General features: G+C 63.4%; 24 protein-coding genes and 1 tRNA gene. 14 read left to right on the forward strand and 11 right to left on the reverse strand.

Annotated features, from left to right (window positions below; all coding sequences use genetic code 11):
• Positions 1–3: 3 nt before the first annotated feature.
• The 8 genes from C100_RS34405 to C100_RS34435 form a co-directional block, all read right to left on the reverse strand.
• Entirely contained in the window at positions 4–1053 is a 1050-nt protein-coding gene (locus C100_RS34405; protein WP_031309303.1) for an alanine racemase, read from the reverse strand.
• A gap of 85 nt (positions 1054–1138) precedes the next feature.
• Positions 1139–3139, reverse strand: coding sequence for an acetyl-CoA carboxylase biotin carboxylase subunit (locus C100_RS34410; RefSeq protein WP_024019591.1), 2001 nt, complete (start codon positions 3137–3139; stop codon positions 1139–1141).
• Positions 3118–3360: a hypothetical protein gene (locus tag C100_RS48285; RefSeq protein ID WP_152536450.1), complete on the reverse strand. Its 243-nt coding sequence runs from the start codon at positions 3358–3360 to the stop codon at positions 3118–3120. Before C100_RS48285 ends, C100_RS34410 begins: the two co-directional genes overlap by 22 nt.
• A gap of 133 nt (positions 3361–3493) precedes the next feature.
• Positions 3494–3730 carry a hypothetical protein gene (locus C100_RS34415; protein WP_024019592.1) on the reverse strand — a complete coding sequence of 79 codons (237 nt, stop codon included), beginning with the start codon at positions 3728–3730 and terminating at the stop codon, positions 3494–3496.
• Positions 3727–4728 carry a biotin synthase BioB gene (gene bioB / locus C100_RS34420; protein WP_024019593.1) on the reverse strand — a complete coding sequence of 334 codons (1002 nt, stop codon included), beginning with the start codon at positions 4726–4728 and terminating at the stop codon, positions 3727–3729. Before bioB ends, C100_RS34415 begins: the two co-directional genes overlap by 4 nt.
• Entirely contained in the window at positions 4729–6888 is a 2160-nt protein-coding gene (gene scpA, locus C100_RS34425; protein ID WP_024019594.1) for a methylmalonyl-CoA mutase, read from the reverse strand.
• A 107-nt stretch (positions 6889–6995) separates the two neighbouring features.
• A complete protein-coding gene (gene mce, locus C100_RS34430; protein ID WP_024019595.1) occupies positions 6996–7436 on the reverse strand; it encodes a methylmalonyl-CoA epimerase in 441 nt (146 codons plus the stop codon).
• A gap of 12 nt (positions 7437–7448) precedes the next feature.
• Positions 7449–8981: an acyl-CoA carboxylase subunit beta gene (locus C100_RS34435; RefSeq protein ID WP_024019596.1), complete on the reverse strand. Its 1533-nt coding sequence runs from the start codon at positions 8979–8981 to the stop codon at positions 7449–7451.
• Between the two features lie 124 nt (positions 8982–9105).
• Here C100_RS34435 and C100_RS34440 point away from each other — a divergent pair, with 124 nt between their 5' ends.
• Positions 9106–10521 (forward strand): helix-turn-helix domain-containing protein, encoded by a 1416-nt coding sequence (locus C100_RS34440; RefSeq protein ID WP_024019597.1) that lies wholly within the window; start codon positions 9106–9108, stop codon positions 10519–10521.
• 9 nt (positions 10522–10530) lie between these two features.
• Here C100_RS34440 and C100_RS34445 read toward each other — a convergent pair whose 3' ends face one another.
• Entirely contained in the window at positions 10531–10983 is a 453-nt protein-coding gene (locus tag C100_RS34445) for a DUF983 domain-containing protein (protein WP_024019598.1), read from the reverse strand.
• A gap of 119 nt (positions 10984–11102) precedes the next feature.
• Here C100_RS34445 and ychF point away from each other — a divergent pair, with 119 nt between their 5' ends.
• The 5 genes from ychF (at position 11103) to C100_RS34470 (ending at position 16180) form a co-directional block, all read left to right on the forward strand.
• On the forward strand, positions 11103–12203 hold the full coding sequence (ychF, locus tag C100_RS34450; RefSeq protein WP_024019599.1) for a redox-regulated ATPase YchF: 1101 nt from the start codon (positions 11103–11105) through the stop codon (positions 12201–12203).
• Between the two features lie 25 nt (positions 12204–12228).
• Complete coding sequence (locus tag C100_RS34455; protein WP_031309306.1) at positions 12229–12732, forward strand: DNA-deoxyinosine glycosylase; 504 nt, start codon at positions 12229–12231, stop codon at positions 12730–12732.
• An 80-nt stretch (positions 12733–12812) separates the two neighbouring features.
• Positions 12813–14090: an alkaline phosphatase family protein gene (locus C100_RS34460; RefSeq protein ID WP_024019601.1), complete on the forward strand. Its 1278-nt coding sequence runs from the start codon at positions 12813–12815 to the stop codon at positions 14088–14090.
• Between the two features lie 10 nt (positions 14091–14100).
• Positions 14101–15654, forward strand: coding sequence for an alkaline phosphatase D family protein (locus tag C100_RS34465; protein ID WP_024019602.1), 1554 nt, complete (start codon positions 14101–14103; stop codon positions 15652–15654).
• A gap of 61 nt (positions 15655–15715) precedes the next feature.
• Positions 15716–16180, forward strand: a complete 465-nt coding sequence (locus C100_RS34470) for a MaoC family dehydratase (protein WP_024019603.1) — start codon at positions 15716–15718, stop codon at positions 16178–16180.
• Positions 16181–16193: 13 nt separating this feature from the next.
• Here the strand turns inward: C100_RS34470 and C100_RS34475 are convergent, their stop codons facing one another.
• Both C100_RS34475 and mutL read right to left on the reverse strand, forming a co-directional pair.
• Entirely contained in the window at positions 16194–16691 is a 498-nt protein-coding gene (locus C100_RS34475) for a hypothetical protein (RefSeq protein ID WP_024019604.1), read from the reverse strand.
• A gap of 4 nt (positions 16692–16695) precedes the next feature.
• Positions 16696–18486: a DNA mismatch repair endonuclease MutL gene (gene mutL / locus C100_RS34480; protein ID WP_024019605.1), complete on the reverse strand. Its 1791-nt coding sequence runs from the start codon at positions 18484–18486 to the stop codon at positions 16696–16698.
• Between the two features lie 158 nt (positions 18487–18644).
• Here mutL and C100_RS34485 point away from each other — a divergent pair, with 158 nt between their 5' ends.
• The 8 genes from C100_RS34485 to C100_RS34520 all read left to right on the forward strand — a co-directional run bounded on the left by C100_RS34485 (position 18645) and on the right by C100_RS34520 (position 26372).
• The gene (locus tag C100_RS34485; RefSeq protein WP_024019606.1) at positions 18645–19691 is read left to right on the forward strand and encodes a rod shape-determining protein; all 1047 of its coding nucleotides are present in this window, start codon (positions 18645–18647) and stop codon (positions 19689–19691) included.
• Between the two features lie 16 nt (positions 19692–19707).
• Positions 19708–20619 carry a rod shape-determining protein MreC gene (gene mreC, locus C100_RS34490; protein WP_024019607.1) on the forward strand — a complete coding sequence of 304 codons (912 nt, stop codon included), beginning with the start codon at positions 19708–19710 and terminating at the stop codon, positions 20617–20619.
• Positions 20616–21143 carry a rod shape-determining protein MreD gene (gene mreD / locus C100_RS34495; RefSeq protein WP_024019608.1) on the forward strand — a complete coding sequence of 176 codons (528 nt, stop codon included), beginning with the start codon at positions 20616–20618 and terminating at the stop codon, positions 21141–21143. Before mreC ends, mreD begins: the two co-directional genes overlap by 4 nt.
• Positions 21140–23209, forward strand: coding sequence for a penicillin-binding protein 2 (mrdA, locus tag C100_RS34500; protein ID WP_031309309.1), 2070 nt, complete (start codon positions 21140–21142; stop codon positions 23207–23209). Before mreD ends, mrdA begins: the two co-directional genes overlap by 4 nt.
• Entirely contained in the window at positions 23206–24318 is a 1113-nt protein-coding gene (rodA, locus tag C100_RS34505) for a rod shape-determining protein RodA (RefSeq protein ID WP_024019610.1), read from the forward strand. The genes mrdA and rodA overlap by 4 nt, the downstream gene beginning before the upstream one ends.
• Before the next feature lie 118 nt (positions 24319–24436).
• Positions 24437–24512: transfer RNA gene (locus tag C100_RS34510), tRNA-Lys, on the forward strand.
• A gap of 226 nt (positions 24513–24738) precedes the next feature.
• A complete protein-coding gene (locus C100_RS34515) occupies positions 24739–24957 on the forward strand; it encodes a type II toxin -antitoxin system TacA 1-like antitoxin (RefSeq protein WP_024019611.1) in 219 nt (72 codons plus the stop codon).
• Between the two features lie 317 nt (positions 24958–25274).
• Complete coding sequence (locus C100_RS34520) at positions 25275–26372, forward strand: IS630 family transposase (RefSeq protein WP_037530239.1); 1098 nt, start codon at positions 25275–25277, stop codon at positions 26370–26372.
• The last annotated feature ends 97 nt before the right edge of the window (positions 26373–26469 follow it).

Here is a 26469-nt window from a genome sequence, read left to right on the forward strand (position 1 = left end):
TTCTTATCCGTCCCAAATTCGGTCGTACCGGGCGCCCAGACCCGTCAGCAGTTCATATTGCGACAGGCCGGATGCGGCAGACGCTGCCGGCAGATCATAGGCGATATCGAGCCACTCGCCCTCGACAAGCCATGGCGCGGTCCCAACATCGACCGCCAGCAGATCCATCGACACGCGGCCAAGCACAGGCAGCCGAACGTCCCCGCGCAGCGCGACACCCTTGCCCGAAAATCCGCGCAGATACCCATCGGCATAGCCGATGTTCAGTACTGCGACCTCCATGTCGTGGCTGGCGGTGAAAGTGGCATTATAGCCGATCGTATCCCCCGCCATGACGCGACGGCGCTGCAATATCTGCACCTGCGGGTGAACGACTTGCCGAATATGCGGCGCGGCGACGGGGGAAGGAACACCGCCATAGAGCGCCAGCCCCGGCCGCGTCAGATCGAACCCATAGTCCGTGCCGAGACAAATGCCGGCGCTGTTGGCGAGGCTGTAGCGGGTCGCCTTCACTTGCCGCGCGACATCACGGAAGCGCGCCAACTGCGTGGGGTTGAGAGAGGTGTCCTCGTCAGCCGAGGCGAGGTGGCTGAGCAAGGTGATGATGGACAATCCCTCGCTTGCCGCCGTCAGGCCACCGCGCCAGTCGAGCCCCAGCCGGTTCATGCCGGTGTCGACCATCAGGTCGCATGGGCCACCGCCCGCCGCCCGCCATCGCGCCGCCTGCGCCGGCGTGCTCAGCACCGGCCGCGCGCGGGAGGCGAGCGCCTGCGCCATATCCTCGTCCCTTACGCCATGGAGGACGGACAGGCTGACGCCATCGTCCAGCAATGGCTCCACCGCCCTCGCTTCGCCCCAATTGGATACGAAAAAGTCCCGGCATCCAGCACGAACCAGCCGCGCCATCACTTCGACCGCGCCCAGACCATAGCCATCAGCCTTGATCGCGGCGCCGCAGGCCGCACCGCCGCTCATCCCCGCGAGCCAGCGCCAGTTGGACAAGAGCGCATCGCCATTCAGGCGCAGGCGTAACGGAGCGATATAGCCGTGCATGTGCGTGCCGATAGCGCCCCCAGCCGCAAGCGTCGAGGGGGCGTGGGTCAGATGCATGACGCCATCAAACCATGGCCGAGGCGCGTTACGCGAGTTCCAGGATCACGGCATCCACAGGCAGGCTTTCACCTTGCGCCGCCGAGACGCTCTTGACCGTGCCGGCCTTTCCGGCGCGCAGGATATTTTCCATCTTCATCGCTTCGATCACCGCAAGTGGCTGGCCGATCTCGACCTTGTCGCCTTCCTTGACATTGAGCGCGACCAGCAGGCCCGGCATCGGACAGATGAGGAATTTCGACAAATCCGGCGGAATCTTCTCGATCATGTGCGCGGCATAGGGCGCCGCATGGGCAGGCAGAATGCGCAGGCGGTGGCTGGCGCCATGGGCAGTCAGCAGGAAGCCAGAGCGGACCGGGGCGATCTTGACCGCCAACAGATCATCGCCGAACTCAGCCTCGATCAGGCGATCGCCCGGCGTATATTCCAGCGCCATGTCGATCGCTTCGTCATCGACGCGCACATCGTCGCCATCGATCTCCACCTCGTGCAGGACATCGCCGATCTTTACTTGCCATCCCGTCGGGGGCGACAGGCGCTTGCCCAGTTGCCCGTCGATGCGACGGGCGCGATCGGCCTGCGCCATCGCCGCGAAGGCGCCGATGGCGGCGAGCCGCTGGAGCAGTCCCGCGGATGCGGGCGCACCCTGAAACCCGTCGGGATATTCCTCGGCGATGAAGCCGGTCGTGATATTGCCAGACCGGAAGCGATCATGCTGCATCAGCGCGGACAGGAAATCGATATTATGGCCCGGCCCCTCGATCTCGAAACGGTCGAGCGCCTCGATCTGCTTGTCGATCGCCTCCAGCCGCGTGGGCGCCCAGGTGATGAGCTTGGCGATCATCGGGTCGTAGAACATAGAGACCTCGCCACCCTCCTGCACGCCGTCATCGACGCGGATCAGCGCGCCGCTGCCATCGACCCCGGTTTCGGGCGGATTGTAGCGGATCAGGCGGCCGGTCGACGGCAGGAAGCCGCGATAGGGGTCTTCGGCATAGACGCGGTTTTCGATCGACCAGCCGTTGATCTTCACATCATCCTGGGTGAAGCCCAGCGCTTCGCCATTCGCGACGCGGATCATCTGCTCGACCAGATCGACGCCAGTGATTTCCTCGGTGACGGGATGCTCGACCTGGAGCCGGGTGTTCATTTCGAGGAAGTAGAAGCCGTCGCCGGTCTTGTCCTCGCCGCTCACGATCAGTTCGACCGTGCCCGCGCTGAAATAACCGACCGCACGGGCCAGCGCGACGCACTGCTCGCCCATCTTCTTGCGCATCTCCGGCGACACGAAGGGCGACGGCGCTTCCTCGACCACCTTCTGGTGTCGGCGCTGGATCGAGCATTCGCGTTCGTTCAGATAGACGATATTGCCATGCTGGTCGCCCAATATCTGGATTTCGATATGGCGCGGGCTTTCGATGAACTTCTCGATGAAGACGCGGTCATCGCCGAAGCTGTTGAGCCCCTCGCGCTTGGTCGCTTCAAAGCCCTCGCGGACATCCTGCTCGGAATAGGCAAGGCGCATCCCCTTACCGCCGCCGCCGGCCGACGCCTTCATCATCACCGGATAGCCAATCTCGTTGGAGATGCGGACCGCATGTTCGGTATCGTCGATCACCCCGACAAAGCCCGGCACAACATTGACGCCCGCCGCCAGCGCCAGCTTCTTGGACTCGATCTTGTCGCCCATGGCGGCAATCGCGTTGGCCGGGGGGCCGACGAAGATGATCCCCTCGGCGTCCAGCGCGTTACGAAAACTCTCCCGCTCCGACAGGAAGCCATAGCCCGGATGCACCGCATCGGCGCCGGTTTGCTTGCACGCTTCGATGATCTTGTCGGCGATCAGATAGGACTGGGCGGCGGGCGGTGGACCGATATGCACGGCTTCATCCGCCATCAGCACATGCGGCGCGCGCGCATCGGCATCGGAATAGACCGCCACGGTCTTGATGCCCATCTTCTTGGCGGTGCGCATGACCCGGCACGCAATTTCGCCACGGTTCGCGATCAGGATCTTGGTGATTGCCACTTATTGCTCCAGCGTCGGATAAGAAAAACTGAGCCAGCGTAACCGGCCATTGAAAGAATTGCGGCAATCACCAAGGCGATCAGCAGGGAATCACCGGCCGCCACTGGAAACACGCCAGCTAATGGCATCATCAGCACCCAAAGGAGGGGACCGGCCAGCATTCCCCAAAGGATCGCGAGCAGACTTCTACCAATCAAAGCCGAGTTCGATTGAGCCTTCATTCAGCAACTCCAATCTCGCACCCAATCGTCATGCCGGACTTGATCCGGCATCCCGCTACTTTCGCGCACAACGGTAGCGGAGAAGCGGGACCCCGGATCAAGTCCGGGGTGACGAGGTGGGAGGTAGCCGCGATCATGCATCAACGCTGAAAATTCGAGCCTTGAAGAAGGCAAATGACAAACCAGCAAATAGCAGCGCGACGATACCAACCACCATGTTAATGGGCGCTGGATCGCAAAACTCGACCGAGTCCGGCGACATGCCACACGTCCGGATGGCAGCCAGCACGATCTCGATGGACGCGACGACCCAATATGCAATACTGAGAATCCCGTAGAGCATGATCTTGCTGCCTCTGGGTTTGTTCACTCCACCGCCTCCAGATGTTCCTTCACCTCGGCCTGCATCGGCACGAGGCCCAGCTTCGCGAACAGCGCGGTATCGGCATTGTCGCCCGCATTCGCCGTCGTCAGCAGCTTGTCGCCCGTAAATATGCTGTTCGCGCCCGCCATGAAGCAGAGCGCCTGACACGCATCCGACATGCTTTCCCGCCCGGCGCTCAACCGCACCATGCTTTCCGGCATCACGATCCGCGCCACAGCAACTGTCCGCACGAACTCGATCTCATCGATCTTGGCGAGGGGGGTGTCGGCCAACATGTCGCCCAGCACCGTGCCCTTGACCGGCACCAGCGCGTTGATCGGCACGCTCTGCGGATGCATCGGCAGCACCGCCAGCGCGTGGAGGAAGCCGACGCGGTCCTCGCGCGTCTCGCCCATGCCCACGATCCCGCCGCTGCACACGTTGATGCCCGAATTGCGGACATTTTCCAGCGTCTCCAGCCGATCGCCGAAGGTTCGCGTCGTGATGACCTTCTCATAATGTTCGGGCGAGGTGTCGATATTATGGTTGTAATAATCGAGGCCAGCGTCCGCCAAAGTCTTGGCCTGATTTTCGTCCAGCATCCCCAGCGTCATGCAGGTTTCCATGCCCATCTGGCGCACGCCCTTCACCATCTGGACGATGGCGGGCATATCCCGCTCCTTGGGGTTGCGCCAGGCTGCGCCCATGCAAAAGCGCGAGCTGCCCGCATCCTTCGCCTGCGCCGCCGCCTGCATGACAGCCTGCACGGTCATCAGTTTCTCAGCCTTCAGGCCGCTTTCCGCCGACGCCGACTGGTTGCAATAGCCGCAATCCTCCGGGCAGCCGCCGGTCTTGATGGACAGCAAAGTGGACAGTTGCACTTCGTTGCGCGGAAAATTCGCGCGATGGATCGACTGCGCTTCGAACATCAGGTCGTTGAACGGCAGGTCGAACAGCGCGGCGATTTCCTCGCGGGTCCAATCGGTGCGGGCGGTGATGGTCATTTATGCAGCTTCCTCCAGCGGGGGCATGTTGTGGCCGAGCAGGCGCAGCACATCGGCGGCGCACTCCACGACATTGGAACCCGGCCCATAAATGCCCTGCACGCCTGCGTCGCGCAAATAGTCATAATCCTGCGGCGGGATGACGCCGCCCGCGATCACCTTGATGTCGCTACGCCCCGCCTCGCGCAGCTTGCCGATCAATTCAGGGATCAGCGTCTTGTGTCCCGCCGCCAGGCTCGACGCCCCGACCACGTCGACGCCGCTGTCGAGCGCCAGCACCACCGTTTCCTCCGGCGTCTGGAACAGCGGCCCCGAAACCACATCAAAGCCCATGTCGCCAAAGGCCGACGCGATGATGTTGGCGCCTCGATCGTGCCCATCCTGCCCCATCTTGGCGACGAGCAATTTGGGCTTGCGACCGAGGCGCCGTTCGACGGCCTGCACGCCATCGAGAACCTGTTTCCAGCGATTGTCGTCCTTGTAGGGCGCGCCATAGACGCCCTTCACCGGCGTCGGCTGTGTGCCATAGCGATCGAAACTATCCTCCATCGCGGCGGAGATTTCGCCGAGCGTCGCGCGCGCGCGCGCCGCTTCGACCGCATGGGCGAGCAGGTTATTCTCGATCGTCTGCGGCCCGGCGGCGGCATCGCGCAGGCGCAGGAGCGCTTCCTGGCACGCATCCTCGTCCCGCTGCGCCTTTACCCGGTTGATGCGGGCGACCTGCGCCTCGCGCACCTTGCTGTTGTCGATGTCCAGCGTTTCGAGCATATCCTCGTTCGCCAGCCGATATTTGTTCACGCCGACGATGACATCCTCGCCCCGGTCTACCCGGGCCTGCCGCGCCGCCGCCGCCGTCTCGATCATCGCCTTGGGCCAGCCGGCCGCGACCGCCTTGGCCATGCCGCCTTCGGACTGCACCCGGTCGATGATATCCTGCGCCGCGTCGACCAGTTGCTGGGTCAGCGCCTCGACATAGTATGAGCCGCCCAGCGGATCGACGACATTGCACATGCCCGTTTCTTCCTGAATGACGATCTGCGTGTTGCGCGCGATCCGGGCGGAAAAATCGGTGGGCAGCGCGATGGCCTCGTCCAGCGCGTTGGTGTGCAGCGACTGGGTGCCGCCCAGCATCGCGGCCATCGCCTCGATCGTGGTGCGCATGACATTGTTATAGGGGTCTTGCTCGGTCAGCGACACGCCACTGGTCTGGCAATGGGTGCGCAGCATCTTGCTGCGCTCGTCCTGCGCGCCCAACTTGGTCATCGCGCGGTGCCACAACACGCGGGCGGCGCGCAGCTTGGCGATCTCCATGAAGAAATTCATGCCGATCGCGAAGAAGAAGCTCAGCCGCCCGGCGAACTTGTCGATGTCGAGGCCGCTCGCCACGCCATATTTCACATATTCCATGCCGTCGGCGATGGTGAAGGCCAGTTCCTGCACCTGCGTCGCGCCGGCTTCCTGCATATGATAGCCGGAAATGGAGATGCTGTTGAACTTGGGCATCTCACGCGACGTATAGCCGAAAATGTCGCTGATGATGCGCATCGACGGTTCGGGCGGGTAGATATAGGTGTTGCGGACCATGAACTCCTTCAGAATGTCATTCTGAATGGTCCCGTCCAGCAGCTTGCGCTCGACCCCCTGCTCCTCGCCGGCGACGATGAAGAAGGCCAGGATCGGGATGACCGCGCCGTTCATCGTCATCGACACGCTCATCTTGTCGAGCGGAATGCCGTCGAACAGGATTTTCATATCCTCGATCGTGTCGATCGCCACCCCCGCCTTGCCCACGTCGCCGGTGACGCGCGGATGGTCGCTGTCATAGCCGCGATGGGTGGCCAGATCGAACGCGACCGAAAGCCCCTTCTGCCCGGCGGCCAGGTTGCGCCGGTAAAAGGCGTTCGATTCCTCGGCGGTGGAAAAGCCCGCATATTGCCGGATGGTCCAGGGACGGCCCGCATACATGGACGCGCGCACGCCCCGCGTGAAGGGCGCGAAGCCGGGCAGGCCCGGATCGACGGTCACATCCTCGGACGTGTAGAGCGGCTTGACCATGATCCCCTCCGGGGTCTCCCAGTTCAAGTCCTTGCCCTTCACTTCCTTGGCGGCAGCGGCGGCCCACTGGTCGATTGTCGGCGCTGGCGTCGGCTTCTCGGTCATCTGCGTCCTATCCTACCCATTTCGTCACCCCGGCCTTGAGCCGGAGTCCGCTGCTTCTCCCGCCTGCAAGGCAGCGGGATGCCGGATCAAGTCCGGCATGACGTCATTCAATGACCGCCGCCCTTGGGCGTCTCCATAATCTCGGTCAGCACCCCGTTCATGTCCCTGGGATGCACGAAGAAGATCGGCGTACCATGCGCCCCAATGCGCGGCTCGCCCAGCACGCGCTTGCCCAGGCCCTCGAACCAGGCCTTGGCCTCGTGAATGTCGGGCACTTCGTAACACATATGATGCTGCCCGCCGGCCGGGTTCTTGGCGATGAAGCCGTGAATCGGGCTGTCCTCGCCCAGCGGCTCGATCAGCTCGATCTGCGTCCCGGCCGTGCCATTTTCCCCTGGCGTATCGACGAAGCAGACCTTCACGCCCTGCGCCGGCAGGTCGAACGGCTGATGGGTCAGCGTCGCGCCCATGACGTCGCGATAATAGGCCAGGCTGGCCTCCAGCGAAGGCGTTGCGATGCCGATATGATTCAAGCGGCCGAGTTTCATGTTGCCAACCCTTCAAAGCGGAATATTGTCATGCTTCTTCCACGGGTTCTCCAGCGCCTTGTTGCGCAACTTGCGCAGCCCCAGCGCGATGCGCTTGCGGGTCGAGTGCGGCTGGATCACCTCGTCGATAAAGCCCTTGCTCGCCGCCACGAAAGGATTGGCGAAACGCCCCTCATATTCCGCCGTCCGCTCGGCGATCTCATCCGCCGTCTTGCCACGGAAGATGATCTCCACCGCGCCCTTCGCGCCCATCACCGCGATCTCGGCGGTCGGCCAGGCATAGTTCAAATCGCCGCGCAAATGCTTGGAGCTCATCACGTCATAGGCGCCGCCATAGGCTTTGCGCGTGATGACGGTGATCTTCGGCACGGTGGCTTCGGCATAGGCGAACAGCAATTTCGCGCCATGCTTGATGATGCCCGAATGTTCCTGCGCCGTCCCCGGCAGGAAGCCCGGCACATCGACGAACGTGACGATCGGAATCTCGAACGCGTCGCAGAAGCGGACGAACCGCCCGGCTTTCTTCGCCGAATTAATGTCCAGCACACCGGCCAGCACCATCGGCTGGTTGGCGATGATGCCCACCGTCTTGCCCTCGATCCGGCCGAAGCCGCAGAGGATGTTGCCGGCATGAGCAGGCTGCACCTCGAAAAAGTCGCCCTCGTCCACGACCTTGCGGATCAGTTCATGCATGTCATAGGGCTGGTTGGCGTTGGCCGGGATCAGCGTGTCGAGGCTGTCCTCCATCCGGTTCCAGGGGTCGGCGCTCGGCCGCTCGGGCACCAGCTCGCGGTTGGACGCGGGCAGGAAATCGACAAAATCGCGGACCGCCAGCAGCGCCTCGATGTCATTTTCGAACGCAACGTCGGCGACGCCCGACTTGGTGGTGTGGGTGATCGCGCCGCCCAGTTCCTCCTGCGTCACGACCTCATTGGTGACGGTCTTCACCACGTCGGGACCGGTGACGAACATGAAGCTGCTGTCCTTCACCATGAAGATGAAGTCCGTCATCGCCGGCGAATAGACCGCGCCGCCCGCGCATGGACCCATAATGACGCTGATCTGCGGCACCACGCCCGACGCCAGCACGTTGCGCTGGAAGATTTCGGCATAGCCGGCAAGCGAAGCGACGCCTTCCTGAATACGCGCGCCGCCGCTGTCGTTGAGGCCGATCACGGGCGCGCCGACCTTCATCGCGCTGTCCATGATCTTGCAGATTTTCATCGCGTGCCGTTCGGACACCGCGCCGCCATAGACGGTGAAATCCTGACTGAAGACGAACACCAGCCGCCCGTTGATCGTGCCCGACCCGGTGACGACGCCGTCGCCCGGCACATGGGCTTCGTCCATGCCGAAATCGACGCAATTATGTTCGACATACATGTCGACTTCCTCGAAGCTGCCTTCGTCCAGCAGCACCTCGAGCCGTTCGCGGGCGGTCAGCTTGCCCTTGCTGTGCTGGGCGTCAATCCGCCGCTGGCCGCCGCCCAGGCGGGCGGCATCGCGCTTGGCTTCGAGTTGTTCGATGATGGCGAGCTTCGACATTCGTGCGTCTCTCCAGAAATGATGCGGCTGCCGCCCTGCCATCCCCTACTCAGGCTTTCGCATTTTCCGCAAATGCGAATTTGCCAATTTGCAAATCACGACTTCGCAAATTAGGACAGGCTTTATGGCACGCGGCAATCGTATCTTCGCAGGTCCACGCCTGCGCCAGCTTCGCCTGGACCATCGGATGGACCAGGCGACGATGGCGCAGGCGCTGGGCATATCCGTATCCTATCTCAGCCAAATGGAAAATGACGATCGTCCCCTGACCGCCAAGGTCAAGGCGGCGCTCGCCAGCGCCTTTCCAACCGACTGGGCCAGCTTCGACAGCCGTGAGGATGAACAATTGCTGGGCGCCTTCACCTATGCGCTGGGCCATCCCGAACTGCCGGCGACCCCGATGGAGCCGGAGCGGATCGAAAAGCTGCACCTGCAATTTCCCGAATTCGCGGCCCGCTATGTCGATCTCTACAATGCGCATATGCGCGCCAATGAACGCATCAACATGATCGAGGAGGCGATCGCCAACGATCATGCGGTGCAGGCTCGCCTGCCATGGGAAGCGGCGCGCGACTGGTTCCACGAGGCAGGCAATTATGTGCATCCGCTCGACTGCCTGGCCGAGGATATGGCGGAAAGTTTCGGCCAGGGGCAGGTGCTGGACGAAGGCATGTTGGTTGAAGCGCTGGCCCGGCGGCACGGTATCGAAACGCTGATCGCCGAAACGCCCGACAGCGCGCTGCGCGCCTATCGCGCCGCCGACAGACGATTGTTCATCAACGCCGCGCTGCCGACCGAAAGCCGCAAGTTCATGCTCGCGCACCAGCTCATGATGCTGGAAGGACAGGCCGTCATCGCCGATGTGGTGAGCAAGGCGGCCCTCCCCGTTCCAGGCTCCGACCGGCTGCTGGCGATCGGCCTTGGCAATTATGCGGCGGGCGCGCTGCTGATGCCCTATGCCGCCTTCCGCGAAGCGGCGCGGGCGATGCGGCACGATATCGACCGGCTGGCGCGCACCTTCGGCGTCAGTTTCGAACAGGCCTGCCATCGCCTGTCAACGTTGCAACGGCCGGGGCTGCGCGGCATCCCCTTCTTTTTTTGCCGCGTCGATATGGCCGGCAACATCACCAAGCGTCACAGCGCCACGCGCCTGCAATTCGCCCGCTTCGGCGGCGCCTGTCCGTTATGGAATGTCCATGAAGCGGTCGCCGTCCCGGACCGGATCAACGTGCAACTGGGCGAGACGCCTGACGGGGTGCGTTATGTCTCCATGGCGAAGGGGCTGGTGAAGCCATCGGGCAGCTACAAGCGCACGCCGCGCCGTTTCGCCGTGGTGTTGGGGTGCGAGACCGCCCATGCCGCGAACTTCGTCTATGCCGACGGCCTGCAATTGGAGGTGGAGGGGGCAGCGACGCCCATCGGCATCACGTGCCGCCTATGTCCCCGCCAGAGCTGCGACCAGCGCGCCTTTCCCCCCGCAGACCGGCCGATCCATGTCGATCCCGACAATCGCCAGATCGTGCCTTACTGGATCGGATGACGCAGAAGATCAGGCGCGCCGGTCTCCATGGAGCTTCGCCCACAGATCGGCCGTTCCGGCCTCTTGCGCGCGCGTGGTGAACTGGGCTGCGATCAGCCAGCCCTTGATCGGTCGCAACGGTAGCACCGTCGTCAGGATGACCACCGGCAGTCCAACCGCCAGATGCACCCATAAGGGCGGCCGCGCCATGATTTCCAGCATCAGGATGAAGATCACCCCCGGCACGCAGGCGAACAACTGGACGAAAACCGCGGGGCCATCGGCGGGATCGGCAAAGCTGTAGTCCAGACCGCACATCTCGCAATGGTCGCGCACGGTCAGGAAGCCCTTGAAGATATGCCCCTCACCGCAGCGCGGACAGCGGCCGAAGACCCCGGTTTCGTGCGGCGGTCGTTTCTTCCAGCGCCCGCCATGCGCGTCCGTCCAGAAGGCGTCGCTCTGTTCGTCCATATCCTGTCCCATCCTGCTCCTTTCGCCCGCGCGAAGCTTTGTGTCGAGTGCGCCTTTTGTCCAAGGCTGGCCTTTGTGCGCGCAAGGCGCTATCGGGCGCGCCAATCATCCCGATCTTGTAAGGCAGTCAAATGGGTTTTCGTTGCGGTATCGTCGGTCTTCCCAATGTGGGCAAGTCCACCCTGTTCAACGCGCTGACCGAGACGCAGGCGGCGCAGGCGGCCAACTATCCCTTCTGCACCATCGAGCCGAATGAGGGCCGCGTGGCGGTGCCCGACGAGCGACTGGAAACCATCGCAAAGATCGGCGGATCGGCCAAGATCATCGAAACCCAGCTCAGTTTCGTGGACATCGCCGGATTGGTGCGCGGCGCGTCGAAGGGCGAAGGGCTGGGCAACCAGTTTCTGGCCAATATCCGCGAAGTGGATGCGATCGTCCACGTCCTGCGCTGTTTCGAGGATGACGACATCACCCATGTCGAGGGCAAGGTCGATCCCATCGCCGACGCCGAAACGGTCGAGACCGAACTGATGCTCGCCGACCTTGAGTCGCTGGAGAAGCGCGTTCCGAACCTCGCCAAGAAAGCCGCGCAGGGCGACAAGGAGGCCAAGGCCGCCGCCGCCGTGCTGGGCCAGGCGCTCGACCTGCTGCGCGAAGGCAGGCCCGCGCGCCTGACCGTCCCCAGGGATGTCGAGGAAGAGCGTCTCTTCGCCCAGGCGCAACTACTGACCGCCAAGCCCGTCCTCTATGTCTGCAATGTCGAGGAGGATGCTGCATCTGAGGGCAACGCCTTTTCCGCCCGCGTGTTCGAAAAGGCGGCTGCCGAAAATGCCAGCGCGGTGATCGTGTCCGCCGCGATCGAAGCGGAACTCGTGACCATGCCGGTCGAAGAACGCGCCGAATATCTCGAAGCGCTGGGCCTGAGCGAAGCCGGCCTCGCCCGCATCATCCGTGCGGGCTATGAACTGCTCGGCCTCATCACCTTTTTTACCGTGGGGCCGAAGGAAGCGCGCGCCTGGACCGTGGCGAAGGGCAGCAAGGCGCCCCAGGCCGCCGGCGCGATCCACACCGATTTCGAAAAGGGCTTCATCCGCGCCGAGACCATGGCCTATGCCGATTATGTCCAATATAATGGCGAGGCCGGGGCCAAGGAAGCAGGCAAGTGGCGGTCCGAAGGCAAGGATTATGTGACGCAGGACGGCGACATCATGCTGTTCCGCTTCAACGTCTGATCCTGTGGCGCTGCGCCCCGGCCAGATGTCCGCGCAGCGCAAGACCGCGTTTCCGCCCAGCGTGGACGCACAGACGCGGCTGCTGATCCTGGGCAGCCTGCCCGGCGATGCTTCCATCCGGCAGGGTGAATATTACGCCCATCGCGGCAACGCCTTCTGGCATCTGATCGGCGACGTTCTGGGCGAAGATCTGCGCGGCGCACCCTATGCCATGCGCCTGAAGCGGCTGCGCGCGCGGGGCGTGGGCCTCTGGGACGTGATCGAAAGCGCGGAGCGGCCGGGGAGCCTGGACAGCGGCATTCGCGGGGCGGAACTGCGCGATCTCGGCGCGTTTATCGCGCGACTGCCGGCCCTGAGCGCGATCGCTTTCAATGGCAAGACCGCTGCGCTGCATGGCCGCCGGCAATTGGGCGAGCAGCAGCAGGGACTTGTGCTCATCGACCTGCCGTCATCCAGCGGCGCCTATGCCAGCCTGTCGCGCGAAGCGAAGCGGGAGGCATGGAGCAGCTTGCGCGAGCATCTGGTGTAAAAGCCTACCAAAACGTCACTTTACCGTCATGGCATCGCTGCTAAGCGATTTTCTCCAGAAGAAAATCACATAGAGTCGCCATGCTGAGCCGTTCCCCCGCCATTCTCGCCCCCGCCCTTATCGCACTTGCGGCGTTGAGCGCCTGCGCCACCGCGCCGAGCGGACACCCCGCCCCGATCGCCCAGGCCGAGCAGCGCGCGCCGGTGACAATCCTCGTGTCCATCGACGGTTTCCGTTCCGACTATCTGCACCGCGGCGTCACGCCTCATCTGGCGGCGCTGGCGGCCGGCGGGATCGAAGGGCCGATGCGCCCTTCCTTCCCGACCAAGACTTTCCCCAATCACTGGGCGATCGTCACCGGCGACCGGCCCGACCGCAACGGCATCGTCGCCAACAGCATGGAGGACGCCAGCCGGCCGGACGAAAAATTCACGATGGCGAGCGACGATCCCTATTGGTGGAACGAGGCCGAGCCGATCTGGGCAACGGCGGAACAGGCGGGTGTGCGCACCGCCACCATGTTCTGGCCCGGCTCCAATGTCGCATGGGGCGCGACCCGCGACACCGACTGGCCCCATATGATCCATGGCGGCACCCGCCCGAGCGACTGGGCGCAGTTCAACCAGGCCATCGGCGGCACGCAGCGCGTCAACATGGTGCTGGACGTGCTGCGTCGTCCCGCCGACATCCGTCCGCACTTCGTGACCCTCTATTTCGACACAGTGGACACTGCCGGCCATATCTACGGGCCGGACGCACCGGAAACAGCGCAGGCCCTGACCGAAGTCGATGCGCATGTCGGCGAACTCGTTGCGGGTCTCAAGGCTATGGGCCAGCCGGCCAACCTCGTGATCGTCGCCGACCATGGCATGGCGGCGCGCGCGACCGACCGGGTCGTGGCGCTCGACAAAGTCGCCGATCCGGCCGACTATCGCATCGTCGAATATGGCCCCTATGCCAGCCTCACCGCCTTGCCGGGCCATGAGAAGGCGTTGGAAGCCGCCTTGCTGAAACCCCAGCCGCATATGCAATGCTGGCGCAAGAGCGAGATCCCGGCGCGCTTCCACTATGGCACGCACCGCCGCATTCCGCCCTATTTCTGTCTGGGCGAAACCGGGTGGGAGATCCAGCCCACAACACCGACCAAGCCGGTAACCGGCGGCAACCATGGCTGGGACGATCGCGCGCCGGAAATGCAGGCGCTGTTCATCGCCAACGGCCCGGCCTTCGTCCCCCACGCCAAGGCTCCCGCAGACTTCGCCAATGTCGACGTCTATCCGCTGCTCGCGCGGCTGCTCGGCGTGACGCCGCGTCCTTCCGATGCCGACCCCGCCGCGCTTGCCGACATTGTCCGATAAGGTAAAAATCATGCTGACCCGCCGCCAGATACTGACCGCCGCCACCGCTTCGCCACTGATCGGCGCGCCCGCCATCCTGCACGCACAAAGCTGGTTCGCCGGCTATCCCTTCGCATTGGGGGTAAGCTCGGGCGATCCCGCGCCGGATGGCTTTGTCATCTGGACCAAACTGGCCCCCAGGCCGTTCGAACCACATGGCGGAATGCCGATGGTTCCGCTGCCGGTGAAATGGGAAGTGGCGAGCGATGAGCGGTTCAAGACGATCGTCGCAGCGGGCGAGGCGACGGCGCGGCCCGAACTGGGGCATAGCGTCCATGTCGAGGTGACCGGCCTGCAAGCCGATCGCCCCTATTGGTATCGTTTCTCGCTGGGCAGCGACCAGTCGATGCGCGGCCGCGCCCGCACCTTGCCGCTCGCATCGTCCAGCCCCGCCAGCCTGAAATTCGGCGTCGCCGGCTGCCAGAATTATGAGGACGGCTATTACACCGCCTTCCGCCATCTGGCGCGCGAGGACGATCTGGCATTCGTCTATCATTATGGCGATTTTATCTATGAATATAAGCAGCGCGGGCCGGACTATGACAAGGATGGCCTGCCGGTCGAACAGGTGCGGCACCATATCGGCCAGGACTGTTTCGACGTCGCCGACTATCGCCTGCGCTACGCCCAATATCTGAGCGACTATGACCTTCAGGCGGCGCGCGCCAAGCACACATGGTTCCCGACCTTCGACGACCATGAGGTCGAAAATAACTGGGTCGGCGACTTTGCGGGCAAGGGCACGGCGCCGGCTGATATCTTCCGTCTGCGCCGCCAGGCCGGGCTTCAGGTCTGGTATGAATATATGCCGGTCCGGGCCGCGATGCTGCCCCGCAACGGCATCATCACCGACATGTATCGCGAAGCGCGGTTCGGCGACCTCCTTTCGATCGACTTTCTCGACACCCGCTCCTTCCGCACCGATCAGCCCTGCGGTGACGGGTTCAAACCCTATTGCCCTGGCATCGACGACAGCAAGGCGCAGGTCATCTCGCCGGAAGAGGAAAACTGGCTGACCCGCAACCTGACGCGCCGGCAGGCCAAATGGAATTGCCTTGGCCAGCAGGTGATGATGATGTCGCTCGACCGGCGCCGCTATGCCGACGAGAAGGAGAAGATCTACAATCTCGACACCTGGGCTGCTTATGGCGCGCAACGCAGCCGGCTGCTCGCAAAGATGCGCGGCCTGGACAATGTCATCGTGCTGACCGGCGACGAGCATCAAAATTATGCCGGGTTGCTCGACAATGGCGACAAGGCCGTCGCGGTCGAATTCGTGTCGACATCCATCTCCTCGGGCGGGGACGGATCCGATCTGCGCGCGGGCAGCGACATGATGCTGAAGAATAACCCGGAGCTGAAATTCATCAACGACCAGCGCGGCTACCTGATCTGTGAAGTGACCCCCGACGCGTGGACGACGCAGTTCCGCGTGATGGACCAGGTGTCGAGCCCCGGCGGCGCGATCAGCACACGCGCCAGCCTGACGGTGCCGCGCGGCCAGCCGTCGATCAACATCGCCTGACATTGACGTAAACGTAAGTTGTCATTACATCGCTACCCGTTGCAATAGGAGACGGGTAGCGATGGACGACATTCCCTATTTCGAGGATATCGTGGTCGGCGACAGCTTCGACTTCGGCCCGCTGACCGTCACGCGCGAGGAAACGATCGCCTTCGCCGCCGAATTTGATGCACAGCCTTTCCATTTGTCCGACCAGGCGGCGGCGAAAACGCATTTCGGCACCATCTCGGCCAGCGGCTGGCACACGACCGCATTGTTCATGAAGATGCTGGTCGCTGAAATGCAGAAGCATCCGGGGCGACAGGCGGCCAGCCTGGGCGCGATGGGCGTGGATGAACTGCGCTGGCTGCGGCCGGTGCGCCCCGGCGACACCCTGCGCGGCACCAGCGAGGTGATCGACAAGAAGGCGTCGCAAAGTCGCCCGGAAATGGGGATCGTCCGCAACAAGGTGACGATCTTCAATCAGGACGACAAGCCGGTGATGACGATGATACCCATCGCCATGTGGCGGACGCGGCCGGTCTGAACCGGGGGCTGCGCTAAAGCGGCTGCTTTGCCTTCGCGACGGTCGCCATCACGCGGATGGTCTGCGCCTTCGCCCCGGCGATCTGGACGATATGCCGCCCGGCGGGCAGATCGAACCAGACGATCTTGCGGATGCCCGAACATTCAGGCCCATGACCATGACCGTTCGATTCCGCCGCTTGCGTTTCGGTAACGACATCCACCCAAGCCGCGTCCGACAAAGCTATGCCGACCCGCGCCGCTTGCTGGAGCGAGAGCGCAAAGAGACCGCCATACCCATCCTTGCCGCCCCTGCCCGGCGCGGCGGCGAAGTGCACATGATCGCCCGGCGTCAGGCCCGCCGTCACCGGATTGCCCAATAGGAGCGCTGGTGTGCCCGGACTTTGCGTCCCGGCCGTCGCGGCGCTGCTTTGGTTCCAATTCGTCCATGGCTCGGTTGGCGACGCAGGTGCGGCGCAGACCGGATCGGCGGCCGATGAGGCGCCGGCGAGCAACAGGGCGGCAAGCATCATGGCGTCACTTCCTTCCGAACAATTTTTCAATATCCCCATGGCCGAGCTTCACCCAGGTCGGCCGGCCGTGGTTGCACTGGCCCGAACGCGGCGTGACTTCCATTTCGCGGAGCAGGGCGTTCATTTCCGCGACGCTCAGCATCCGGCCCGCGCGAACCGAACCATGACAGGCCATGGTCGCGGCGACGAGGTCGAGCCGTTCCTTCAATGACAAGGCGCTGTCATAGGCGGCAAGATCGTCGGCAAGGTCGGTGACCATGCCCTGCACATCGGACTGACCAAGCATGGCGGGGACAGCGCGGACCAGCATCGCCGCGGGACCGAACCGCTCCAGATCGAGGCCGAAATCGCTGAGTTCAGCGATGCGCGACTCCAGCCGGTCGCAAGCGGGCTCGTCCAGTTCCACGACTTCGGGCAACAACAGCGCCTGCGAAGCCACGCCCTGCCCTTCCATCGCCCGGCGCATCCGCTCCAGCGTCAGCCGTTCATGCGCGGCATGTTGGTCGACAATGACGAGGCCATCCTCCGCTTCGGCAACGATATAGGTGCGCGCCACCTGTCCGCGCGCGACGCCCAGCGGGAAGCTCGTGCCTTCGGGCGCGGGCGCGGCGGCAGGTTCGGCGCGCGCCTGCGGCGGGGGCGCCTGAAAGGCCGGTCGGCGATCGGCGAAGGCGGATTGGACAAACTGGTTATAGCTGACCTGCGCGGACGCCGCCGCTTCGAAGATCGGCATGGCGCCGATCGGGGTCGGCGACAATGGTTCGGGCTTCCAGGCTGAAAGGGCCGCTGGGTCGGCATGTTGCACGGCGCGGAAACCTTCGGCATCGAGCGCGCGGCGCAGGCCCGAAACGATCATGCCGCGAATCAGGGCGGGATCGCGAAAACGCACCTCGGTCTTGGCGGGGTGGACATTGACGTCCACCTCCAGCGGCGGAACGTCGAGGAACAGTGCCACCACCGGATGGCGGTCGCGCGCCAGCATGTCGGCATAGGCGCCCCGCAGCGCGCCAATCAGCAGCCGGTCCTTCACCGGCCGGCCATTGACGAACAGATATTGATGATCGCCAACGCCGCGATTGTAGGTCGGCAGCGACGCGACGCCGGACAGGCGGATGCCTTCGCGTTCCAGGCTGACGATGACATGATTGTCGGCCAGTTGCCGGTCGGTCAGCGCGGCGACGCGATCTTCCCGCGCGTCGCCGGCCTGCACGCCCAGCACGCGGCGACCGTCATGCTCGACGGAAAAGGCGACGGAGGGATGCGCCATGGCGAGGCGACGGACAATGTCCAGGCAGGCGGCATATTCGGCCTTCGCCGAGCGCAGGAATTTGCGCCGCGCCGGCACTTTGGCAAAAAGCTGTTCGACGATGATGCGCGTGCCGGGCGGCAGCGCAGCCGGTCCTTCGGCGACCAATTGTCCGTTATCCACCGTACGGTTCCAGCCATCGGCGCCGCGCGGCCGGCTGTCGACCGACAGCCGCGCCACGCTGGCGATGGACGGCAGCGCTTCCCCGCGAAACCCCAATGTCGCAACATTTTCAATGGCATCATCAGGCAGCTTGGATGTGGCATGGCGTTCCAGCGCAAGCGCCATGTCGGCCGAATCCATGCCGCAGCCATCGTCGCTGACCTCAATCCTGTCGAGGCCGCCGTTCGACAGGCGGATTAAGACGCGAGTCGCACCCGCATCCAACGCATTTTCAACGATTTCCTTGAGCGCGCTGGCGGGTCTTTCGACCACTTCACCGGCAGCGATACGATTGACCAGATGTTCGGGCAGACGGCGTATTGACATTGATTAGTGACTAGCCCAAGCGAGCGCTTTCCGCGAGCCGCGCACCGGAATTTTTTGCACCGCACGAGGCAAAGTTTACGGTTAAGCGGTGGAGCAGAACAGATTTCCGACCGGCCCCTTTTCGCGTCGCGGGGACGGCGGGCGAAACAGGATAAGGCATGTCGATCTTCTCGCGTCTCTTCAAATTTTCCTCGCAGGATATGGCCATCGACCTCGGCACTGCCAATACGGTGGTCTATGTGCGCGGCCGCGGCATCGTGCTTAACGAGCCTTCGGTGGTCGCGGTCGAGACGCTGAACGGCGTCAAGCGCGTCAAGGCCGTGGGTGTAGACGCCAAGCTGATGATGGGCAAGACCCCGGACTCGATCGAGGCGATCCGCCCCTTGCGCGATGGCGTCATCGCCGACATCGACGTTGCCGAACAGATGATCAAGCATTTCATCACCAAGGTGCATGGCGGCAAGCACAGCCCCTGGCGCGCGCCGGAAATCGTGATCTGCGTTCCCAGTGGCTCCACCAGCGTCGAACGCCGCGCCATCCGCGACGCGGCCAGCAATGCGGGCGCCTCCCAGGTTTTCCTGATCGAGGAACCGATGGCCGCCGCGATCGGCGCCGACATGCCCGTGACCGAACCGATCGGTTCCATGGTGGTCGATATTGGCGGCGGCACGACCGAGGTTGCGGTCCTGTCGCTGCGCGGCCTCGCCTACACCACTTCGGTCCGCGTGGGCGGCGACAAGATGGACGAGGCGATCGTATCCTTCGTGCGCCGTCATCATAATCTGCTGATCGGGGAAGCGACGGCCGAGCGGATCAAGAAGCAGTTCGGCGTCGCCCAGCCGCCCGAGGACGGCGTGGGCGAAACGATCCACATCAAGGGTCGCGACCTGGTGAACGGCGTGCCCAAGGAAATCTCGATCAATCAGGGCCAGATCGCCGACGCGCTGGCCGAGCCTATCAGCACCATCGTCGAGGGGGTGCGCATCGCGCTTGAAAATACGGCGCCCGAACTGGCGGCCGACATTGTCGACCAGGGCATTGTCCTGACCGGCGGCGGCGCGCTGCTCAAGGGTCTGGACGATGAGCTGCGCGACGAGACCGGCCTGCCCGTCACCATCGCCGAAGATCCGCTGACCTGCGTCGCTATCGGCACCGGCCGCGCGATGGAGGATCCGATCTTCCGGGGCGTGCTCCAAACCGCCTGATCGAAGGGAACCCCTGATGGCGCGGCCACCCAGCCGACGCCCCGGCATCAACCGGAGGGCGCAATATAGCCTGTTCGCGAGCTATGTGATCGCGGTTGCCGGTGCGGTGGCAAGCCTGTTGCTGGTCGTGGTGTCGATTTTCGATCCGACTGGTTTTGCCGGCTTGCGCACAGTGACGACGGAACTGACGCGTCCTCTGTCGGTCGGCCTTAAAAATATGGTGAGCGGCGTCAGTTCGGTCGATGAATTGCTGGCCGCCTATTGGCGTGCCGGATCGCAGAATGTCAGCCTGCGCCGACAGGTTGAGACCAATCGCAACCGCATTATCGAAGCGCGGGCGATCGCGCAGGAAAATGCCCGCCTCAAAAGGCTGTTGAAACTGGTCGATGAAGACCAGAGCGACCTGCTGACCGCGCGCCTCATCAGTTCATCCTCCGGTAGCGCGCGGCGGTTTGCGCGGCTGAATGCCGGGCGTTGGCAGGGCGTTCGGCCGGGTATGCCCGTGCGCGCCGCCGAAGGGTTGATCGGGCGCGTGAACAGCACCACCCCCAACACCGCCGAAGTGCTGCTGTTGACCGATACGGGCAACATCGTCCCGGTCCGCCGCGCCAATGACAGCGTGCCGGCCATTTCGACCGGCGCGGGTGACGGATCGCTGGAAATTCGTGCTTTGTCGGCGGGTCGCAACCCGTTCAAGCCCGGCGATCTGCTGGTCACGTCGGGAATCGGCGGCATCTACCAACCCAATATCCCGGTTGCGGTCGTCGTCCGGGTTCAAGGCGAAATCGCCTGGGGCTTTCCGCTCGCCAACCCGTCACGGACCGACGCCGTGGTCGTGGAGCGGGCCTTCGAAGAAGTGGTCACGCGCACTGACCCCGTGGACGCGGCAACGGAGGTCGCACCCGCCAATGCCATGGCCGCGCCGTGATCGACCCGCATTTGCAGCATGTGCCGCGGCTTGGTCGTCATCCAAGCCGCTTTCGCCTGGCGGGCACGCCCGTCATCACCGTGATGCTGGGATCGGCCCTGACCCTCCTTCCCATCGTCGCCCAATCGCCGGTGATGCCGCCCTTCGGACTGCTGCTTCTGCTGGCCTGGCGGCTGCTTCGCCCCGAATTATGGCGCGCGTGGATCGGACTGCCGCTCGGCCTGTTCGATGACATGATGAGCGGCCAGCCGATCGGGTCGGCCATGTTCCTGTGGACAGTGACGCTGATCGGTGTCGACGCATTCGAACATAGGCTGGTGTGGCGCAGCTACCGACAGGACTGGCTAATTGCCTGTTTAGCCATTATCTTCTGCATCATTGGTGGCTGGTTCTTCGCGCGGATCACGGGCGGAGGCGAGATAAGATTGATTTTGGTCGCGCCGCAGATGCTCTGGTCGGTCCTGCTTTTCCCCTTCGTCGTCCGGCAATGCGCACGGATCGATCGCTGGCGCGTGATGGCATGAAATTTCTGACGTCCAAGCGCAAGACTGTCACCGAAGCCACCCAGTCCTTCACCTTCACCCGGCGCGCGATGGTGTTGGGGGGGGTGCAGGGGGCGGTCGGCGCGATGCTGATCGGCCGGATGGCCTGGATCAGCGTCGCCGAAAATGAAAAATATAATGCCCTGTCGGAAAGCAACCGGGTCAATCTGACGCTCATTCCGCCCCGGCGCGGCTGGATTCTCGATCGCAACGGGCGGGCGCTGGCCAATAACCGCACCGATTTTCGCGTCGACCTGATCCCCCAGCGTATGGTCGATGCCGAAGGGACGATCAAGCACCTGGCCCAGTTGCTGAGCCTGGAATCCGACGAAGTCGACCGCATCCGCGAAGAGTTGGACAAGTCCGCCGGCTTCCGTCCCGTGCAGGTCGCCGACACGCTGACCTACGACCAGTTCGCCGCCGTCAGCGTGCGGCTGCCCGACCTGCCTGGCGTCGCCCCTAGCCAGGGCTTTTCCCGCTATTATCCAGCGGGGGCCACGGTGGGGCACCTGCTGGGCTATGTCGGCGCGGCCACGGCCGAGGAGTATAAGGAACGCAAGAATCCGTTGCTCATCACCCCCGGATTCAAGGTGGGCAAGGACGGGCTGGAGAAGGCGTTCGACCGCCATCTGACCGGCAAGCCCGGCGCCAAGCGGGTCGAGGTGACGGCACGCGGCAAGATCGTGCGCGAACTCACGACCCGTCCCGACACGCCGGGCCGGACGATCAAGCTGACGATCGACGCGGGGTTGCAGGAATTTGCCGGGCGGCGGCTGGCGACGCAGAGCGGTTCAGTGGTGGTGATCGACTGCAAGAATGGCGACGTACTGGCCATGGCATCCATGCCCAGCTTCGATCCCAACAGCTTTTCAGACGGCATCAGCCATCTGGAATGGGACATGTTGTCGAAGGACGATCATGTCCCGCTCCGCAACAAGACGCTGCAAGGTCTCTATCCGCCCGGTTCCACCGTCAAGCCGATGGTGGCGCTCGCGCTGCTGGAAGCAGGCGTTGGCCCGGAGGAAACCATCAGTTGCGGCGGGGCGATCCGCGTGGGCAACACCCTGTTCCACTGCCACCGGCGTCGCGGCCATGGAGCGCTCAACATGCGTGGCGCCATCGCGCAGAGCTGCGACATTTATTTCTACCAGATGGCGCAGCGCATCGGCATGGACCGTATCGCCGCCATGGCGCGCCGGGTCGGCATGGGCCAGCGTTTCGATCTCCCGTTCCCCAGCCAAAGCTATGGCACTGTCCCGGACCCGGCGTGGAAAGAACGAAAATATAACCAGAAATGGCAGGTCTATGACACGGTGAACGCCACCATTGGGCAGGGCTATATGCTGATCAATCCTCTGCAAATGGCGGTGATGGCGGCGCGCCTGGCGACCGGCCGGCAGTTGACGCCCAATTTCCTCTTTGGCGCCGCCAGACCGGCAGCCCCTCTGGCGGGCACCACGGAGGAGCATCTGACCGTCATCCGCAATGCCATGAGCGCCGTGGTGAATGGCGGCGGCACTGGCGGCGCGGCGCGCATGAATGTGCCCGGCGTGCTGATCGCGGGCAAGACCGGAACGGCGCAGGTGCGCCGGATCACCATGGCGGAACGCGCGGGCGGCGTACGCGGCAACAGCTCGCTCGCCTTCAAACTGCGCGACCATGCCCTGTTTCAGGGTTTCGCCCCGTTCGACAATCCCCGCTATGCGGTCGGCTGCATCATCGAACATGGCGGCCACATGATCCGCAACGAAGATGCTCCGATGATCGCCAGCGATACGCTGTCCTATCTGTTCGACCCCACCAAGGCGATGGAAAAGCTGGTCACGCTGGAAAAGGGATGGGGCGGCACGCCGGCCGAACGACAGGAGCGCCAGATGGCTGCCTTCCGCTTGGCCAGAGCGATCGAGAAGGGCGAGGCGCCGCCGCCAGTGGCTGACAACGTCGCCAACGCCGCCAATGCCGTTGCCCAAAATGCTACAGCCTCCGCGCCGGACGACAGCGACGACGCCCCGCCTCCCCCCGGCAGCGATGGGGCGGATGTGCCATGAGCATCATACCTCATCCCTTGACCCAATTTCCCTGGCGGGTGCTGCTGCTGCTGCTCGCGATCGCGGGCTTCGGCACGTTGGTCCTGTATAGCGCGGCAGGCGGCAGCATTTTTCCCTGGGCGATCAACCAGGGCGTCCGCTTCTGCATCTTTTCGGGCATGGCGATGGCCCTCAGCAGGATCCCCGTCGATATCTTCGCCCGCTTCACGTTCGCCGCCTATGGCGCATTGCTGGCCGCGCTGGTGCTTGTCGAACTGATCGGCGGCGTCGCGGGGGGCAGCCAGCGATGGATCAATCTGGGCTTCATGCAGTTGCAGCCCTCCGAATTCATGAAGCCGGTCATCGTCCTGACGGTGGCGCGCTTCTATGCGATGCTGCCGGTGGGCGAGATACGGCGCTGGAACGCGATATGGCCTGCCCTCGTGCTGATCGGCCTGCCCTGGTCGCTGGTGCTGGTGCAACCGGACCTGGGCACCGCCACGATGATCGCGGCGGGCGGCGTCACGGTCATGTTCCTGGCCGGCCTGCCGCTGCGGCTTTTCGTCGGCTCCGGCCTGGCGGTAGCGGCTGCAATCCCGATCGCCTTCAGTTTTCTTCACGATTATCAGCAAAAGCGCGTGCTGATCTTCCTCGACCCGGAAAGCGACCCGCTGGGCGCTGGCTACCATATCAGTCAGTCCAAGATCGCGATCGGATCGGGCGGCATCTGGGGCAAGGGCTTTCTCCAAGGAACGCAGAGCCATCTCGACTATCTGCCCGAGGGCCATACCGACTTCGTGTTCGCCACCATGGCCGAGGAATGGGGGCTGGTGGGCGGCGTCCTGATGATAGGCGGTTTCCTGCTGCTGTTCCGCTGGGGGTTGCGGGTCGCGATGCGAACCCAGGACAAGTTCGCGCGCATGGCCGCCGCCGGGTTGACGACGACCATCTTCTTCTATGTCGCGATCAACCTGATGATGGTGATGGGACTGGCGCCGGTCGTCGGCATCCCCCTGCCCTTCATGTCCTATGGCGGATCGTCCATGCTGACGGTGATGATGTGCATCGGCATCATCATGGCGATCGACCGTTCGAGCAGGCGTCAGCAACGGCCGGGCAACTGGGCCTGACACCGGATCGACGTGAAAATTTCCATCATGACGCGATTTTCTATTTGCAAACGAGCAGCCTGCTGCTAACAGCCCGGCCACGCCGGAACGATGGCCCGCATGGGCTGCCACCCCGCATGGACGCATAGCTCAGATGGTAGAGCAGCTGACTCTTAATCAGCGGGTCCTAGGGTCGAGCCCTAGTGCGTCCACCAAAATTCTCCAATAAAATCAATAACTTACGAGAGAAATACTCTCGCTCGCCAGGTCTCTTTGCACCCGGGTGTCGCTATGGGTGTCAAATGGGTGTCATGGCAACACCGATCGTTACCGGGCTTTGACGGCCGCTGACGGAAAACGCGAATCTATCCTGAGCAGGCTCCGCAGTGCGGCAGGACATTGCCCCGGTAGTTCGACAAGCACGGGCAAGGAATTAGCGATATGGCACGGCAAGTCTGTTCGGACCGAAGCGCCTCCGCGCAGAAAGACGACGTCATCCAGATCGGAGCGGTGGCCGAACTCAAGACGACCCTGAATCAGCACACTTTCTTTCTGGATGCAGAGCAGCACGAGCTGTTTCTTGCTACACTTGATGCGCCACCCTCTCCATCGTCGCAGCTTAAAAGGCTCATGCAGCGCGAGCCGCTCTGGAATCGATGACCGGACAGTCCACTCGTTTTTATCTCAACACACCCGGCTATGCGCCCCTTCTGCCAGTGGCCTTCGCCCCGATATCGTCGGTAATGCAGACGAAAGCGACACAGGTCGACCCGTCCGCCACGATGTCCAGATACGCGGCGGCACTCAACGATTTTGGAATGATGGCCTCGGCGATGTCATCCTGTTGGGAGACTGCGCTCTGCCTATTTGAATCTAGCGACAGGGATGCAGGCTATTGCCCGATCTTATCCTATTCACCTGGAACTGAAGTAAGCATCATTGTATATGTCTTTGCCTGACAGGTAGGGATGTGCACGATGGCGGGCAGACAGGCGGATTTGGTTGTTCTGAGCGGGGAGGAACGGACCTTTCTCGAAGCTCAGGTTCGGCGGCACAAGGCGCCTCGCTCCCTGTCGGATCGGTGCCGGATGGTTCTGCTCTGCGCGGAGGGATTGCAGAGCAAGGAAGTTGCCCAACGCCTTGGTGTCCACGAGCATACGGTTGGCAAATGGCGGCGGCGGTTCGTGCAGGATGGCATTGAAGGACTAACCGACGAATACCGCGCGGGTCGCCCACGCACGGTGTCGGATGTGCAGGTTGCGCAGGTGATCGAGCGCACGCTGAACGCCGCTCCGAAGGATGCCACCCATTGGTCGATCCGCTCCATGGCGGCCGAGAGCGGGCTGTCGCACACCACCATCCGCCGGATATGGAGCGCGTTTGGGCTACAGCCGCACCGGTCCGAGACGTTCAAGCTGTCCACTGACCCCCTGTTCGTCGACAAGGTTCAGGATATTGTCGGCCTCTATATGTCGCCGCCGACCCGGGCAGTTGTGCTGTGCGTGGACGAAAAGAGCCAAATCCAGGCGCTGGATCGCGAGCAACCAGTCCTTCCCATGGCGCCGGGCGTGCCCGAGCGTCGGACGCATACCTATGTCCGCAATGGCACGACATCCCTGTTCGCAGCACTCGACATCGCCACCGGCGCCGTGATCGGAAAATGTTACAAGCGCCATCGGGCGACCGAGTTCCTCAACTTTCTCAAGCGGATCGACGCCGCGATGCCCGAGGGTCCCGACGTACACCTGGTGATGGACAACTATGCCACCCACAAGACGCCGAAGATCAAGGCCTGGCTGGCGCGTCGGCCTCATTGGCATGCCCACTTCACACCGACATCGGCGTCCTGGATCAATCAGGTCGAACGCTGGTTGGCGGAGCTGACGCGCAAGCAACTGCAACGCGGCGTTCATCGATCTACCGCAGAGCTTGAGGCCGACATCATCGCCTTCATTGCGGCTCACAATGAAAATCCGAAACCCTACAAGTGGGTCAAATCCGCCGACGAAATCCTCGCATCCGTCAAACGCTTCTGCCAGAAAACAATGAGCCGAACTTCGGATTCAGGTGACTAGCTAGAAGCCTCGTTGCTGCCGCCCGTCTCGGACAACACATGGATGGGAGGATGCTGGAATAGCTTCAGTAGCCTCCGGTAGAGTCAGGAAGTGGCGC

This window comes from Sphingobium sp. C100, assembly GCF_000508185.1.
In the GTDB taxonomy this organism is placed as follows: domain Bacteria; phylum Pseudomonadota; class Alphaproteobacteria; order Sphingomonadales; family Sphingomonadaceae; genus Sphingobium.

Excerpts from the sequence above, each read along its gene's own strand:
- C100_RS34405 (WP_031309303.1), bottom strand. The coding sequence starts at position 1,053 with ATGCACGGCTATATCGCTCCGTTACGCCTGCGCCTGAATGGCGATGCG.
- C100_RS48285 (WP_152536450.1), bottom strand. The coding sequence starts at position 3,360 with ATGAAGGCTCAATCGAACTCGGCTTTGATTGGTAGAAGTCTGCTCGCG.
- bioB (WP_024019593.1), bottom strand. The coding sequence starts at position 4,728 with ATGACCATCACCGCCCGCACCGATTGGACCCGCGAGGAAATCGCCGCG.
- scpA (WP_024019594.1), bottom strand. The coding sequence starts at position 6,888 with ATGACCGAGAAGCCGACGCCAGCGCCGACAATCGACCAGTGGGCCGCC.
- mce (WP_024019595.1), bottom strand. The coding sequence starts at position 7,436 with ATGAAACTCGGCCGCTTGAATCATATCGGCATCGCAACGCCTTCGCTG.
- C100_RS34435 (WP_024019596.1), bottom strand. The coding sequence starts at position 8,981 with ATGTCGAAGCTCGCCATCATCGAACAACTCGAAGCCAAGCGCGATGCC.
- C100_RS34440 (WP_024019597.1), top strand. The coding sequence starts at position 9,106 with ATGGCACGCGGCAATCGTATCTTCGCAGGTCCACGCCTGCGCCAGCTT.
- C100_RS34445 (WP_024019598.1), bottom strand. The coding sequence starts at position 10,983 with ATGGGACAGGATATGGACGAACAGAGCGACGCCTTCTGGACGGACGCG.
- ychF (WP_024019599.1), top strand. The coding sequence starts at position 11,103 with ATGGGTTTTCGTTGCGGTATCGTCGGTCTTCCCAATGTGGGCAAGTCC.
- C100_RS34455 (WP_031309306.1), top strand. The coding sequence starts at position 12,229 with ATGTCCGCGCAGCGCAAGACCGCGTTTCCGCCCAGCGTGGACGCACAG.
- C100_RS34460 (WP_024019601.1), top strand. The coding sequence starts at position 12,813 with ATGCTGAGCCGTTCCCCCGCCATTCTCGCCCCCGCCCTTATCGCACTT.
- C100_RS34465 (WP_024019602.1), top strand. The coding sequence starts at position 14,101 with ATGCTGACCCGCCGCCAGATACTGACCGCCGCCACCGCTTCGCCACTG.
- C100_RS34470 (WP_024019603.1), top strand. The coding sequence starts at position 15,716 with ATGGACGACATTCCCTATTTCGAGGATATCGTGGTCGGCGACAGCTTC.
- C100_RS34475 (WP_024019604.1), bottom strand. The coding sequence starts at position 16,691 with ATGATGCTTGCCGCCCTGTTGCTCGCCGGCGCCTCATCGGCCGCCGAT.
- mutL (WP_024019605.1), bottom strand. The coding sequence starts at position 18,486 with ATGTCAATACGCCGTCTGCCCGAACATCTGGTCAATCGTATCGCTGCC.
- C100_RS34485 (WP_024019606.1), top strand. The coding sequence starts at position 18,645 with ATGTCGATCTTCTCGCGTCTCTTCAAATTTTCCTCGCAGGATATGGCC.
- mreC (WP_024019607.1), top strand. The coding sequence starts at position 19,708 with ATGGCGCGGCCACCCAGCCGACGCCCCGGCATCAACCGGAGGGCGCAA.
- mrdA (WP_031309309.1), top strand. The coding sequence starts at position 21,140 with ATGAAATTTCTGACGTCCAAGCGCAAGACTGTCACCGAAGCCACCCAG.
- rodA (WP_024019610.1), top strand. The coding sequence starts at position 23,206 with ATGAGCATCATACCTCATCCCTTGACCCAATTTCCCTGGCGGGTGCTG.
- C100_RS34515 (WP_024019611.1), top strand. The coding sequence starts at position 24,739 with ATGGCACGGCAAGTCTGTTCGGACCGAAGCGCCTCCGCGCAGAAAGAC.
- C100_RS34520 (WP_037530239.1), top strand. The coding sequence starts at position 25,275 with ATGGCGGGCAGACAGGCGGATTTGGTTGTTCTGAGCGGGGAGGAACGG.